Source organism: Rhizobium sp. PRIMUS64, assembly GCF_023006465.1.
Lineage (GTDB): Bacteria > Pseudomonadota > Alphaproteobacteria > Rhizobiales > Rhizobiaceae > Rhizobium > Rhizobium leguminosarum.
In genome coordinates this window covers 1-12,843 of record NZ_JALBGX010000172.1, presented here as the reverse complement: position 1 = coordinate 12,843, position 12,843 = coordinate 1, and the positions used below count along the sequence as shown (strand labels likewise).

The window sequence follows — 12,843 nt, the reverse complement described above, 5'->3', positions numbered from 1 at the left end:
CAGGCCGCAGCGCCGCGACGGGCTTCGGCCGTCGCCGGTACGAGGAGGGGCGCGCAGACCGTCATCAGCACGGCAAGTGTCGCAAGCACATGCGATAGGTTGACCGGGAACTTCATTTCATTTCCTCCCATTGCTTTCGTGTCTTGTTTAAGGGCCTGAAGAATGCCGCGCTCAGGCCGGGTTCGTGGCGCTCGCCGCACTATGCGCCGCGAGCGTCTGCTGGGCAGCGGCTGCAACAGCGTCGTCCTTTCCGCCCGAGACCTGGACGGTTGGCACGGCGAGCTTGATGCCGTTTTCGTTGAACGCCTGATGGATCATCCGCAGGGCGCGCCGCTTCAGCGTGAACTGCTGGCCCGGAAGCGTCATGACCTTCATCCGCAGGAGCAGGCCGGAGTCACCCAGGCTGTCGATCCCCTGCATTTTCAGCGGCTCGATCGTCGTCGGTTTGAATTCCGGATCCTCGAACAGTTCCAGGCCGATTTTCTTGATGATCTTGCGGGCCTTCTCGATGTCGGAATCGTAGGTGATGGTGATAGTCATCTTCTCGATCACCCAGTCGCGGCTCATGTTCTGGACTGCTCCGAGCTCGCTGAAGGGGACGATGTAGACGGCGCCGCGGTGGTGCCGGAGCTTGATGGATCGCAAACTGAAGGACTCGACGGTGCCCTTGTAGCTGCCGCTCTGAATATATTCGCCCACCCTGAAGGCGTCGTCGAGCAGGTAGAACATCCCGCTGATCACGTCCTTGACCACGGTCTGCGCACCAAAGCCGATGGCGACGCCAACTACGCCGGCACCGGCGATCAATGGGCCGATTTCCACACCGAGCGATGACAGCGCCATCATGATCGCGATGGCGACGAAGAGGATCATGAGGAAATTGCGAAGGATCGGCAGCAGGGTCCTGAGACGCGTGCGCCGCCGCTCCCGTTCGCTGCCGACTTCAAGGACGGCCTCGGTGTCGCCCAGCTTGCGATCGATCAGCACTTTCACCACATTCCAGGCGAGATCGACAACCAGGAGAATGATCCCGGCGCTGAGGAGACCGCGCACGAGGCGGAGAAGCGGCGAATCCTGCATCGTCATCTGCGTCAGCCTGACGTCCAAGGCGTCCGCAAGCAGAACGATCGCACCAATGATCAGCGCCGCCCTTATGCCGCGCTCGATAATCACCGAAGCGACGGTGCTTCTTTGCTGGCCGTCCTCCTCGTCCGCGGAAGAGTGCAGGATATTGTTAACCGACGCCTTGGTGAGGGCGATGGCGCCGGGCAACGCCGCGCAGACCACCGCGATCCAGAACAGCTTCATGGCTCCCACCACCCACAGCAGCCAGACGCCAGCGAAATAGACCGTCCAGAGCCAGTTCCGGGCGCGTAGTCCGATCCGGCTGGCTTGGCCGGCAGACAATCCGGACGGGCGTCTCCAAACGGCTTCGATGCCGATGACGAGCAGCACGAGGCCAAGCGAATAGGCGACCAGTTGCCGGGCCGGGTCGGAAAAGCCGAGAGTGCCGAGCAGGCGGATGGTCACCCAGCCAAAGGCATACCAGCCGACGAGATAGCCCAGGCGTTTCGCCCAGTGGCGGGCGGCATCCTTCGTGATCGGGACGACACGGAATCGACCCTCTTCCTCTGCCCGGGGCGCGAGAAGCACGTCGAAAAGCGCGCTCGCCAGGCGGAAGACGACGATCGCGAAGAGATAGCCGACGACGATCTCCCGGATAACAGGCGGCCATTGGAACAGCAGGAAGAAGCCGATGCTGCCAAGCCCGAAGGAGAGGACGTAACATGCCGCCCACAGAAGCCTCGCGGCCAGTGCCACCACCCTCTCGCGGACCGTGGCAAAGGGCGCGCGCGCCATCCATGCGCGCCAGCCGGCGCTGATCCACCAGAACAGCCATTGCGCGGCCAGACCGACAGCGACGAAGGCCGCGACCAGGAAGATCGGCCTCGTCCCGCCATTCGCCTGGACGTCCTGGTTGAGTATGCCCGCACCACGCATCGTCTCCGAAGGAAAAGACTTGATAGCCCCGAGAAGGCCGGAAACGTGGACACGGAACCGCATCGCGAATTCCGAGAATGAAGGGTCGGCGTTCGGGGTTGCCAAGGGCGGTTTCGCCGCAGCCTGGGCTGCTTGGGACTGCTGTTGCAGGAAGCGCTGGACGTCAGGATCCGAGAACATCCCAATGAAGCGTTGAACGCTTTCAGGCTGCGCGTTCGCAGGCGTCACGCTCTGAGCCACGGCAATGGAGGCACAAAGGAGAACGGCCGCCAGGGCGGCCGCCGTGAGAAGCGATCTAACCATGCGGATCTTGGAAACTCGTGGCATTGTCTATCCTGATCTTTGTGAACTGTCAGTTGCCAATTCCTGAACCGCTATTGCCTGCACGACTCCTTCGATCGGCCTCCGGCAGTGCAGTCGGGCGCCCGCTGCTGTTTGCCCATAGGACCCGTGAGGCCGCTGACCTGGCCGGCATAATTATCTCTGGTGTCGGCATCGACGACTGCGACCGGGGCGGCAAGGATCAGGCCGGCTGCGCTGCCCGCTGCGGCGGCCGTGCTCGTTGTTGCGGCAAGGATCTTGTCCCCGAGCCCGACCTTGCTGTCAGTCAGCGTCTGGCCGTCGGAAATCCGCGCTCCGATCAGCTGAACAACCTCGGGCGATTCTGCAAATTTCCCGTGGTTCAGTCTGTCGCCCGCTTTGACTTTGGTGAGGTCGATCACCGTGATCTGGCTGTCGGCCAGTTCCTTCTTGAAGGGAGCCTGCTCGGGATCGATGGCGCCGAGTCTCGCGACGTCACCCCATACCCTGCGGGATACTGCGAGCGCGCGGTCATCTCGCGAGACGAACAAGGTGAACTGCGGATGCTGCTTGCCCATGTCGACGATCTGCTGGCGGAAGACATCGACATCCACGTCGGGCGAGGCCAGCATCACATTCTCGAACTTGGCAGGGAGGCGGCCGTTGCGGATCGCCATCTGGCGAAGCGCTTCCAGCGCCAGCCAGTTCCCCATGGAATGCGCGAGGATGGACACCTCCTTCACTTCAGGATCCCTGGCGAGATATTGGAAGAGCATCTCCAATGCGTTGCGCGTGTAGTTCGTGCTCTCCCTGTCATATCCGTATGCAAGCAGACTGCCGCGCGACGGCCATGTCACGAGCACGGGAGCACTATGGACGCCGGAATCCTTGACGATCTGAGCGAAGCGATAAACGGAGTCTTCGAAGCGGTTGTTGAAACCGTGGATGAACACCAGCACGCTGCGGTCGTGGCTCTTCCTGACCGAGGCGCTCAGCCATTTCTTTGCGTCGTCGCGCGTGATCTCGTCGGCTTTCAAGGTTGCGAAATCGGTTGCGGGATTGGATGGAAGCCTCTTCGGCCAGGCGACTTCGCCGACCTTTCGGACGTTTGCAGGAGGGATGGATACGGTGATGTCGGCAAAGGCCGGGGCGAGTGCGCGCTCGCCTGTAAACATTTCGCCCCGTATCGTGGAGCGGCTGCGCGTCGTGGTCACTAGCATGTCGACCTTGGTGGAATTCGGCGCGCTGTCGGCAACGGGGATGAGCACATTCTTCGGGTGGCCGCCACATCCGACCAATACGCAGAGCAGCAGGAGAGCCAAGATCCATTCCAGACCTGGGTAAAGTCTCGGTTGAATTCGGCCATCATGACATCTTGCTGTGCTCACTGCGGCTGCTCCTCATAACTCTGCCGAGTTCAAGCAGGCCTCGACGCCGCACGCCGCGGCGGTCGAAGTCTGCACAAGGCCAGACTACGCGAAGATCGGAGACGTTACCCGTATAATCGGGGTATGTTACGCAGAGACAGTGTCAGCGGGGTTGCAGATCCGAGACGGTGGGAGCAGCCGACGCCGATTTATCGGGCACCGCCGCTCCCGCCTCGCGAACTGGCATCCGGACCTTCAACCCGGACGACAATTGGGACGTGACTGCTGATTGAACACGGTCGCGCGTGTTGGGAACCAAGTCTGCTCCACCTCGTTGCCGCTTCGTACCTGACAATGATGCAAAGGAGGAAACGATGATTTCCGCAGAGCAGATCCGTGAACATATGGAAGTGCGGGCTGCCGACGGCACCCATGTCGGCACAGTCGATCATCTCGACGGCCCCACGCGCATCAAGCTGACGAAGCTCGATTCGGAGGACGGCAAGCACCACTTGATCCCGATCGATTGGGTCGATCACGTGGATGCTCACGTCCATCTGTCGAAGAACGCCAGGGATGTTCGAAGCCAGTGGGCCACCATCAACTGACAGCCGGTCGGCTGCGGCTTGCGGGCCGCAGCCTCCTTAGAACAGGATAGTTAGAGCATGATGACTTTGACGCCGGCCACCGCCCGTTCAAGCGATAGGAGATCGATATGCCAGCCAAGTCCAGGGCCCAGCAGAAGGCCGCAGGCGCCGCCCTCTCGGCCAAGCGCGGCGAGACACCCAAGAGTGAACTCAAAGGCGCCTCGAAACAAATGGTCGAATCCATGAGCGAAAAGCAGCTCGAAGAGTTCGCCTCAACCAAGAGGAAGGGCAAACCCCAGCACGTTTCGAAATGAGGGTGCCGAGCACCGCCATGTGTTGCTGAACGTTTCCGCCGCTTAACAGCTACGGGGCGGTGACCTTGAAAGCGGGCTGCCTCTGCCGCCGGCGCCGGCCGCCTATCAACCGAGATTGGCGGTTCGTCCGCGGTCGGTGTATGGTTCCGACAATCGTTTCGCGGCAATTGCCCATCAGCTAGAAGAGCGCATCGCGCTAAAACGGAGTCCGAGATTGGCCGTCGCTTTTACCAAGGAAGAGAGTTTCGAAACCGCTTCGGAAACCCTGCTGCCCGATCGTCCGATTTCGGCGCATCCGAACCTTGTTACGGAAGCAGGACTGAAGGCTCTCGAGCTGCGCTTCAAAGAGGCTCGCGAGGCCTATGATGGCGCGAGCACCATCGACGACGTGAACGAACGGCGGCGGCAGACAGCCAATCCCTTGCGTGATCTTCGCTACTTAGCCGCAAGACTTCGCACCGCCCAGCTCGTGCCTGACCCTACGTCAATCGACACCGTCGCCTTCGGCAGCACGGTGACTTTCCGCCGTGACGACGGGCGCGTGCAGACCTATCGTATCGTCGGAGAGGACGAAGCCGATCCCAAGGCCGGATCGATTTCCTACGTTTCCCCGGTGGCGCGGTTGCTGATGGGCAAGGCTGTCGGCGATGTGGTGGAGACAGGCGGCCAGGAACTGGAAATCATCGCCATCGCATAGGAGCGCGCTATTTGCGTAGCCATCCCCGTTATTTTGGTACTATCCGGTACTTTATTTATCGAACCTTTACCATCCGTGGCTAGAACGATGACATTCCACCATCGAAAGTCATGCTCATGGTCAGCGCAATTTCCAGTTCTGCATCCACCATTTTGAGTTCAGCCGCTACAACCTCGTCTTCCAGTTCGTCGGATCAGCTTGCCTCTCTCGAGGCACAGCTTGCCGAAAAGAAGGCAGCCCTGTCGGAAACGCAGGACGAGCAAGAGAAGGCCACGATCGAAAAATCCATCGATACGCTGGAAGCGAAGATTGCCAAGCTCGAAGCGAGCGAGAGCAGCCAAACTCAGGCGTCTGCTGCATCGAAGCCTGCCGGTGACGCTCCGAAAGAATTTTCCGGCGAAAGCGAGCGTATCGGCACGACGAATTTTGACGAGACCAGTGAGTTCGGCAGCCGCACGGCTTACGTTTGATAAAAGGGACCCGGTTCTGCTGCATTCTTGAGTGACGCGTCAAAGACGGCGCTTGGCCACTGTGACGACTTCGCGCGTCAGATCCGCCAGGCGATCGGCGGCGAGGCGGTTTATCTGCCAGTAGAGCGGGACATCGAGCGGTGTGTCGGGCATCAGCTCGACCAGCCGTCCGGACGCGAGATGCTCGCGGGTCAGCTGGGTCGGGTTCATTCCCCAACCCATGCCCGAGAGGCTGGCTTCGACGAAACTTTGCGGCGACGGCAGCCAATGGGTAGGATAGTCGAGATCGCGTCCGAACATCCGCCGCACCCAACTGCTTTGTAACCTGTCCTTCTGATTGAAGGTCAGCGCCGGGGCGTTGCGGATTGCCTCTGATGTCACGCCATGCGGAAAGTGCCGTGCGACGAAATCGGGCGTTGCAGTTGCGTGGTAATGCAGAATGCCGAGTGCAAAACGTCGGCATCCGCGGACCGGCTTTTCCAGGCTGGTGACAGCGGCGATCACCCGCCCGCGCTGTAGCCATTCGGCGGTGTGGTCCTGGTCGTCGACGGCGACGTTCAGCAGATAGGAAGAGCTCCTGGCGAAACTCGACATGGCCTCGACGAACCATGTCCCGAGGCTGTCGGCGTTCGTCGCGATTTGAAGCGTGACCCTTTGGCGAGGTTCGTCGGGATCGATGAGGGCCGGCAGCTGCCCGAAGAGTTCTGCTTCGAGCATGCCGACATTCTCCATATGGCGGCAGAGCCATTCTCCCTTTTCCGTCGCCGTGCACGGCGTGCCTCTGACGATGAGGACGACGCCGAGACGCTCCTCGAGCTGCTTCACGCGCTGCGAAATGGCCGACGGGGTCACGCTCAGGACGGTCGCGGCTCTCTCGAAGCTGCCTGTCTGGACAATGGTTGCGACGGCACGAAGTGCGGGATAGTCGAGCATGGATTAGTTTCACTTAATCTAGGTAAGTCAGATTAACTAGCCTAATTCTCCCAATCGCGATAGCGCAACCTTACCGAAATGAGGGGCGTTGGCCGAAGAGATGAATTTTTCGATCTATATAACCGGCTTGATGATGGGCCTCAGCCTGATTGTCGCCATTGGCGCGCAGAACGCCTTCATCCTCCGCCAAGGCTTGCGAAACGAACATATCTTTGCCGTCTGCCTCGCATGCGCGGTATCGGATGCCGCGCTGATCGTACTTGGTGTGACCAGCCTCCAGCAGATCGCCAGGTTCATGCCCTGGCTCGACCCGGTCATGCGCTATGGCGGAGCCGCATTTCTGGTCTGGTACGGGGCAAGAAGCCTCTATTCCGCCTTGCGGTCGTCCGCTGCTCTGACGGCCGGGGAAGCAAAGTCGTCGAGTTTTCGGCAGACGCTGGCGACCTGCCTCGCACTCACCTGGCTCAATCCCCACGTCTATCTCGACACGGTCGTGCTGCTCGGCACGATATCGACGCGATATCCGGGAGAGCAGGTTTCCTTTGCGGCAGGGGCGGTGACGGGTTCCTTCCTGTTCTTCTTTTCGCTCGGATATGGCGCAAAGCGGCTGCGGCCGATCTTCTCGAAACCCTCATCCTGGCGCATGCTGGAAACGCTCGTCGCTTTCACGATGTGGATCATAGCGTTCAAACTGCTGGGCGGGATGTGATCGGCGTTCGACCGTCGATCATCCGCTGCGTCGCAAGTCGAGTAAGACGTTGCGAGTTGACCGGCATCGATGTGCCCAGATCCTGAGCGGATTCAAAGGGATGAAGCGTCTCTACCGCGTCCCATCGCACGCGCGGCGCTCCGGGACGGTCAACTCTAGCTCGCGCTGGCAATCTGCCAGCAGATGTGGCGGAAAGCGCCTTAGCTCTCGGAGCGCATGCTCATGGTTCGCATCCCTGCGCCTCTGCGACTTGAATGCGGAAAGGGCCTGTACGATATTCCAGATGTTTGTTTGAGGCATGTCGGGCCTCCTTTGCTGCATTTAGCTGCCGACGCCCGAAATATGAGGGTCAATTGACATTCAATCAAACAAAATGATATGGGGTTATGAATCAGAAAAATTGAAAGATGCGACGATGAGCATTCCCTTTCGCCGTCCCATTCCGCTGCTTGATAACGAGGTGCTGCGTACCTTCGTGGCTATCGCAGAGACAGGCAATTTTTCCACCGCCGCAGAGGCGGTCTTCCGCACGCCATCGGCGGTGTCGATGCAGATCAAGAAACTTGAAGAACAACTGGGGGCAACACTGTTTCTGCGCGACGCCCGCTCGGTATCGCTGACGCGCCACGGCGAGATGTTGCTGTCCTACGCGCGCAACATCCTGGCGCTGTCGAACGAGGCGGTGTCGCGCTTCATCATGCCGGAGCTTAGCGGCGTCGTGCGGCTCGGCGCGCCTGAGGATATCGGCGAACGGCTGCTGCCGAGCATCCTGAAGAGTTTCGCCGAGAGCTATCCCGGCATCATGGTCGATGTGACGATCGACATGAGCATCGGACTGAAGAAGCGCATGGAGGAGCAGCGGCTCGACCTCGCGTTGATCAACTGTGCGACACGGCCGTTCCCGACGGGCGGCGAGGTCGTGTTCCGCGAGCGGCTGGTCTGGGCTGGCGCCAGGTGCGGTTCGGCGCATCGCCGAGATCCCCTGCCGATCTCGATCTGGGAGGATGGCTGCATCTGGCGCCAGGAGGCGCTCTCCCAACTCGAACGCAACAAGCGGCATTATCGCGTCGCCTATCTCAGCGGCCACACGATGGCGCAGCGCGCCGCCGTGCTTTCTGATCTCGCCATCGCGCCACTGCCGCTGTCCTATGTCAACGAGGACATGGCGATCCTCGGGCCTCAGGAAGGGCTGCCGGAACTCGGCGCCTTCGATATCCGGCTGCTAACCGCCTCGCAGGTGTCGGGGCCGATCGAGACGGTGGCCGACAGCATTCGCGGCGCCTTTGCCGAGAGAGCAAAGGCGGTCGCCGCCTAATCCCCGAAAATCCGATTCGATTTTCGCAAAGGATTATGCGCGGATAGTCTGACAGGTATCCTTCTAGCCGGTGAACCTTTTGGTTTGTCGTGCGTTATCGGCGCGGACGGCAATTGTCGCCGTTCGGGGTTGATTTCAAACAAGGATATCCGAGATGACGACAACGGCCAAAATTGCCGCAGCCTTGATGGTTCTTCTTGCCCTTTCCTCCTGCGGAAACACGATCCGCGGCATAGGAAAGGATACAGCAAATACCGTGAACGCCACGCAGGATGCCGGCCGCTCAGTCGACCGCGCCGCGAAGAAGTAACGACCGTTCAGATCGCTGCCAGAATCGCCGGATCAGGTGCTGACCGGAGTCGGATCATCTTAACGGATGACCGGGGCCGGACCATCCTAACGGATGACCGGGGGATAAACCTTTTCCAGCCCGCCGGATCGGTCGAGACCGGTCCGGAAGGCTTGGTAGGCGGGATGTTGGCTGGAGCGGGCGGTTTCCATCAGTCGGATCTGTAACCGGTCCGGCGCCTGGGTTCCGAGCCAAATTCCCAGATTTTCGAGCTTCAGCGAGTTCAGGAAACGCGATCCGGCGGCAAGATCGAGATGGCGGCGCAGGCCGTCGAGCAGGTTGTCGTCCTGGGCGGCGTTTTCCATCAGTAGCGCCACATACGACTTGTCGGTCTCCGACAGCGCGGCAAGCTTTTCCGCAACGGTATCGCGGTCGGGAAAGGGAACATTGCCTGTCATCGAATCGTCCATGCTTGCTCGTGTCTTGTCGTTATAAGCTCGCCTTGACCTTCTCGGCTACATCGACAGGCACCCATTTCGTCCACAGGCCCTCGTAATTGCGAAGGAAATAGATCGCGGCATCCTCGTTGCTTTCGCGGTTTTCGTCCTGCCAGGCGAGCACCTGGTTGATCGTCTCATTGTCCCATTTGCGGGTCTTGAGATAGGTCGTGACAGGTCCGGCACGGCTGGCGAAAGACCGGGTCATCAGTGTGAAGGCGCGCGAGACCGGATAGGAATTCAACTGCGGCCTGGCGCAGCCAGCAACTGCGGTACAGCGGTCCCATTCGTTCTTGTTGTGGCCGACGCCGAAGCTCAGGCGCGTCATGTCATATTTGCCGAGGATGGCGGTCGGCGCCCAGTAATAACCGAGCCAGCCGACCTTGTTTTCGAAAGCGCGGGCAATCGAGGCATCCAACTGTTCGGGACTGCCGGTTTCGACAAGCTCGAAGCTTTTCTTGTCGGCAGCAAGCGCCTTGAACAGGTTGGTGGTTGATATCTGGCAGCTCCAGTCGGCGGGACAGTTGTAGACTGCGCCCTTCGATGGGTCGTCCTCGGCGGGGAAGAGCTCGGGATGTCTCAGCGCGTCTTCGACCGAGCGGATGTCGGGGTGGGCGTCGGCGATGAATTTCGGGATCCACCAACCCTCGACGGCGCCGTCAGCCAGGATTTCGGCCCCCTGCACCAGCCGGCCGCTGTTGACGGCTTGATCGAGCAGGGCCCTGACGGAATTGATCCAGTATTCCGAGGCGATGTCAGGGGTACCTTTCTCATTCATCGAGGCAAAGGTCGGCAGGGTGTCGCCATCGACAATGGTGACGGAACAGCCGTAGCCCTTTTCCAGGATGATCTTGTCGAAGCTCGCCGCAATTCCTGCCGAGGCCCATTTCATTTCGGCGATCGAAACGGTGCCGCATTCGGCTGCTTCAGCCGGCGCAACGGTAGAAAGAGCCGCGGCAAAGACGGCCGGAATCAGAAACGTCTTCATCGTCATTCCCCGAATTCTTCTTAGGCGGACGCGCAGGCTCTGAAATCAACCGACATATATCTCTGGCACCTGAGGGGAAAACGCCTGCCGGGCGATACAGCAACAGGCTTTCCGGTTCATGGCACCGTCCGTCCTTGCGGCTCCGGCAACTCGTCGCAGGCCATGTTCAACAATGGCGCATTATGACGGAGCCTACGCGTTCGCTCGCAGAAATCAACCATCTTCTGCTCATGGTTGCGTGACTAAATGATTGAATTCGAAGAATTTATGTGAAGATCCCGAAAATGGCGCCCCTGGGCGAAATGCACGCTCTTCGCGATCGGCGGCGGATCTTCGGCAGAAATTTCGACGAGAATGTCAAAAAAGATCAAAATTAACATTTGCGTAAGCCTTCAATAACCCTCCGGTAAGAATGTGCCGTTATCAGTTGGGTCGTGGCAGCAATGACCGCCGCTTCTCTGGTTCAGGTAGTGCGTACCGGAGAAAGCGAGCTTCGCCGTGTAGGGGCGAAGACGCCTGAGTTTTCGGCAAACCGCGCAGAGCCAAGGCCATGCGCGGTTTTCGCGTTTGCGGCACGGAACTTTGGGGCAAGTCTTGACCCGGGATTACCGCCTATTGTAGGCCTCGCCCGAACGAGAGGCGGATGCGGGCCACCATGGCAAGAGCGATCATGCTGCAGGGAACCGGCTCCGATGTCGGCAAGACGGTTCTGGTTGCAGGCCTCTGCCGGCTGGCGGCCAATCGCGGGCTGACGGTCCGGCCGTTCAAGCCCCAGAATATGTCGAACAATGCGGCGGTCGCCGATGACGGCGGCGAGATCGGCCGGGCGCAGTGGCTGCAATCGCTGGCCGCGCGCACGCCATCCTCGGTGCACATGAATCCGGTGCTGCTTAAGCCGCAATCGGAGAATGGCAGCCAGATCATCGTGCAGGGCAGGGTGTTCGGCCAGGCGAAGGGGCGCGACTACCAGCGGCTGAAGCCACAGTTGCTCGGCGCCGTGCTCGAGAGCTTCGAAAAAGTGGCTGCGGGCGCCGACCTCGTTATCGTCGAGGGTGCCGGATCGCCGGCAGAGATCAATCTCAGGGCCGGCGATATCGCCAATATGGGCTTTGCGACGCAGGCGGGCGTGCCTGTCGTGCTCGTCGGCGATATCGACCGCGGCGGCGTCATCGCCTCGCTGGTCGGCACGCATGCAATCCTCGACGATGGCGACCGGGCGATGATTGCGGGTTATATCATCAACAAGTTCCGCGGCGACGTCTCGCTGTTTGACGACGGCATCCGCGCCATCGAGGGCTTTACCGGCTGGCCGTGCTTCGGCGTCGTGCCGTGGCTGCCGGGTGCGGGACGCCTGCCGGCCGAAGATTCTGTCGTGCTCGAACGGCTGGCGAGGGGCGGGACGGGCGCGCTGAAGATCGCCGTGCCGGTGCTGCCGCGCATCGCCAATTTCGACGATCTCGATCCGCTGAGGACCGAGCCGGATGTCGAGCTGGTGTTCGTGCGATCAGGCGAGCGGATACCTGCCGATGCGAGCCTCGTTGTGCTTCCCGGCTCGAAATCGACGATATCGGATCTCGCCGACTTCAGGGCTGAGGGCTGGGACCGCGATCTCAAGGCGCATGTCAGGCGCGGCGGCCGGGTGATCGGCATCTGCGGCGGCTACCAGATGCTCGGCCGGACAGTGCGCGATCCGCTCGGCATCGAGGGCGGGACGCTCGAGACGCCGGGGCTTGGGCTGCTCGACATCGAGACCGAGATGGCGCCGGAGAAGACCGTGCGGAACAGCCAGGCTCGCTCGACCGAATATGACGCGCCGCTTGCCGGCTACCAGATCCATCTCGGCATCACCCGCGGCCCGGATTGCGATCGGCCCTCGGCGATCATTGACAGCGCGCCCGACGGCGCGCTGTCGGCCGACGGTCGGATCATGGGCACCTATCTGCACGGGCTCTTCGGTAGCGACGCCTATCGCGACCGGCTGCTTCAAAGCTTCGGCCTATCAGGTGGGCGGAGGAATTACCGCGAGAGCGTCGAGCAGGCGCTCGACGACGTCGCCGGGGAATTGGAACGCCACCTCGATTCGCGCTGGTTGGCCGGGCTGCTCGGTTAGGCCGGATGTGTACCGGACGGGCTGCCTCACCGTCATCCGGTCTCGTCGTTCGGCTATTGCCAAATTAGTTGACTGAGTCCATTAATTGTCGCGACGGACCCGGTTGAGAGCGACGAAAACCATGAGCATATTGGATAGATTTTCACTGGCAGGTCAGGTGGCGCTCGTGACCGGCGGCGGCCGTGGTCTGGGCTTCGAGATGGCGCGCGCCCTTGCCGAGGCCGGCGCGCATGTCATCGTCAACGGACGCAGGGCGGCGACGCTGG

General features: G+C 60.8%; 15 protein-coding genes. 9 read left to right on the top strand and 6 right to left on the bottom strand.

What is annotated here, in order from left to right; genetic code table 11:
• Positions 1 to 171: 171 nt before the first annotated feature.
• Both MOV76_RS35215 and MOV76_RS35210 read right to left on the bottom strand, forming a co-directional pair.
• Complete coding sequence (locus MOV76_RS35215) at positions 172 to 2,328, bottom strand: mechanosensitive ion channel family protein (protein ID WP_247266265.1); 2,157 nt, start codon at positions 2,326 to 2,328, stop codon at positions 172 to 174.
• A 47-nt stretch (positions 2,329 to 2,375) separates the two neighbouring features.
• Positions 2,376 to 3,689 (bottom strand): alpha/beta hydrolase, encoded by a 1,314-nt coding sequence (locus tag MOV76_RS35210; RefSeq protein ID WP_018242418.1) that lies wholly within the window; start codon positions 3,687 to 3,689, stop codon positions 2,376 to 2,378.
• 353 nt (positions 3,690 to 4,042) lie between these two features.
• Here MOV76_RS35210 and MOV76_RS35205 point away from each other — a divergent pair, with 353 nt between their 5' ends.
• The 4 genes from MOV76_RS35205 to MOV76_RS35190 all read left to right on the top strand — a co-directional run bounded on the left by MOV76_RS35205 (position 4,043) and on the right by MOV76_RS35190 (position 5,736).
• Positions 4,043 to 4,276, top strand: a complete 234-nt coding sequence (locus tag MOV76_RS35205; RefSeq protein ID WP_012757858.1) for a DUF2171 domain-containing protein — start codon at positions 4,043 to 4,045, stop codon at positions 4,274 to 4,276.
• Between the two features lie 107 nt (positions 4,277 to 4,383).
• Positions 4,384 to 4,569: a DUF3008 family protein gene (locus tag MOV76_RS35200; protein ID WP_028733115.1), complete on the top strand. Its 186-nt coding sequence runs from the start codon at positions 4,384 to 4,386 to the stop codon at positions 4,567 to 4,569.
• Between the two features lie 214 nt (positions 4,570 to 4,783).
• A complete protein-coding gene (greA, locus tag MOV76_RS35195) occupies positions 4,784 to 5,266 on the top strand; it encodes a transcription elongation factor GreA (protein WP_018447271.1) in 483 nt (160 codons plus the stop codon).
• Positions 5,267 to 5,376: 110 nt separating this feature from the next.
• Entirely contained in the window at positions 5,377 to 5,736 is a 360-nt protein-coding gene (locus tag MOV76_RS35190; RefSeq protein ID WP_115157398.1) for a hypothetical protein, read from the top strand.
• A gap of 39 nt (positions 5,737 to 5,775) precedes the next feature.
• Here the strand turns inward: MOV76_RS35190 and MOV76_RS35185 are convergent, their stop codons facing one another.
• A complete protein-coding gene (locus tag MOV76_RS35185; RefSeq protein ID WP_115157399.1) occupies positions 5,776 to 6,669 on the bottom strand; it encodes a LysR family transcriptional regulator ArgP in 894 nt (297 codons plus the stop codon).
• Between the two features lie 100 nt (positions 6,670 to 6,769).
• On the opposite strand from MOV76_RS35185, the gene MOV76_RS35180 reads away from it, so the two are divergent.
• Complete coding sequence (locus MOV76_RS35180) at positions 6,770 to 7,378, top strand: LysE/ArgO family amino acid transporter (RefSeq protein ID WP_032998455.1); 609 nt, start codon at positions 6,770 to 6,772, stop codon at positions 7,376 to 7,378.
• A 111-nt stretch (positions 7,379 to 7,489) separates the two neighbouring features.
• On the opposite strand, the gene MOV76_RS40190 is transcribed toward MOV76_RS35180, so the two are convergent.
• Positions 7,490 to 7,678 (bottom strand): hypothetical protein, encoded by a 189-nt coding sequence (locus tag MOV76_RS40190; RefSeq protein WP_018242412.1) that lies wholly within the window; start codon positions 7,676 to 7,678, stop codon positions 7,490 to 7,492.
• A 73-nt stretch (positions 7,679 to 7,751) separates the two neighbouring features.
• Between MOV76_RS40190 and MOV76_RS35175 the strand changes: the two genes are divergently transcribed.
• Both MOV76_RS35175 and MOV76_RS35170 read left to right on the top strand, forming a co-directional pair.
• Positions 7,752 to 8,693 carry a LysR family transcriptional regulator gene (locus MOV76_RS35175; protein WP_018242411.1) on the top strand — a complete coding sequence of 314 codons (942 nt, stop codon included), beginning with the start codon at positions 7,752 to 7,754 and terminating at the stop codon, positions 8,691 to 8,693.
• Between the two features lie 154 nt (positions 8,694 to 8,847).
• On the top strand, positions 8,848 to 9,003 hold the full coding sequence (locus MOV76_RS35170; RefSeq protein ID WP_003540537.1) for a hypothetical protein: 156 nt from the start codon (positions 8,848 to 8,850) through the stop codon (positions 9,001 to 9,003).
• Positions 9,004 to 9,089: 86 nt separating this feature from the next.
• Here MOV76_RS35170 and MOV76_RS35165 read toward each other — a convergent pair whose 3' ends face one another.
• Both MOV76_RS35165 and MOV76_RS35160 read right to left on the bottom strand, forming a co-directional pair.
• Positions 9,090 to 9,452, bottom strand: a complete 363-nt coding sequence (locus MOV76_RS35165) for a hypothetical protein (RefSeq protein ID WP_028733111.1) — start codon at positions 9,450 to 9,452, stop codon at positions 9,090 to 9,092.
• 19 nt (positions 9,453 to 9,471) lie between these two features.
• Positions 9,472 to 10,473: a glycine betaine ABC transporter substrate-binding protein gene (locus MOV76_RS35160; RefSeq protein ID WP_018242409.1), complete on the bottom strand. Its 1,002-nt coding sequence runs from the start codon at positions 10,471 to 10,473 to the stop codon at positions 9,472 to 9,474.
• Positions 10,474 to 11,122: 649 nt separating this feature from the next.
• Here MOV76_RS35160 and MOV76_RS35155 point away from each other — a divergent pair.
• Positions 11,123 to 12,577, top strand: coding sequence for a cobyric acid synthase (locus MOV76_RS35155; RefSeq protein WP_115157659.1), 1,455 nt, complete (start codon positions 11,123 to 11,125; stop codon positions 12,575 to 12,577).
• A 121-nt stretch (positions 12,578 to 12,698) separates the two neighbouring features.
• Positions 12,699 to 12,843: SDR family NAD(P)-dependent oxidoreductase (locus MOV76_RS35150; protein ID WP_247266266.1), on the top strand; the 145-nt coding region annotated here is incomplete at its 3' end.

Coding starts and splice junctions, on each gene's coding strand:
- MOV76_RS35180 (WP_032998455.1), top strand. CDS start 6,770: ATGAATTTTTCGATCTATATAACCGGCTTGATGATGGGCCTCAGCCTG.
- MOV76_RS35165 (WP_028733111.1), bottom strand. CDS start 9,452: ATGGACGATTCGATGACAGGCAATGTTCCCTTTCCCGACCGCGATACC.
- MOV76_RS35190 (WP_115157398.1), top strand. CDS start 5,377: ATGCTCATGGTCAGCGCAATTTCCAGTTCTGCATCCACCATTTTGAGT.
- MOV76_RS35170 (WP_003540537.1), top strand. CDS start 8,848: ATGACGACAACGGCCAAAATTGCCGCAGCCTTGATGGTTCTTCTTGCC.
- MOV76_RS40190 (WP_018242412.1), bottom strand. CDS start 7,678: ATGCCTCAAACAAACATCTGGAATATCGTACAGGCCCTTTCCGCATTC.
- MOV76_RS35160 (WP_018242409.1), bottom strand. CDS start 10,473: ATGACGATGAAGACGTTTCTGATTCCGGCCGTCTTTGCCGCGGCTCTT.
- MOV76_RS35215 (WP_247266265.1), bottom strand. CDS start 2,328: ATGCCACGAGTTTCCAAGATCCGCATGGTTAGATCGCTTCTCACGGCG.
- MOV76_RS35155 (WP_115157659.1), top strand. CDS start 11,123: ATGGCAAGAGCGATCATGCTGCAGGGAACCGGCTCCGATGTCGGCAAG.
- MOV76_RS35200 (WP_028733115.1), top strand. CDS start 4,384: ATGCCAGCCAAGTCCAGGGCCCAGCAGAAGGCCGCAGGCGCCGCCCTC.
- MOV76_RS35205 (WP_012757858.1), top strand. CDS start 4,043: ATGATTTCCGCAGAGCAGATCCGTGAACATATGGAAGTGCGGGCTGCC.
- MOV76_RS35175 (WP_018242411.1), top strand. CDS start 7,752: ATGATATGGGGTTATGAATCAGAAAAATTGAAAGATGCGACGATGAGC.
- MOV76_RS35185 (WP_115157399.1), bottom strand. CDS start 6,669: ATGCTCGACTATCCCGCACTTCGTGCCGTCGCAACCATTGTCCAGACA.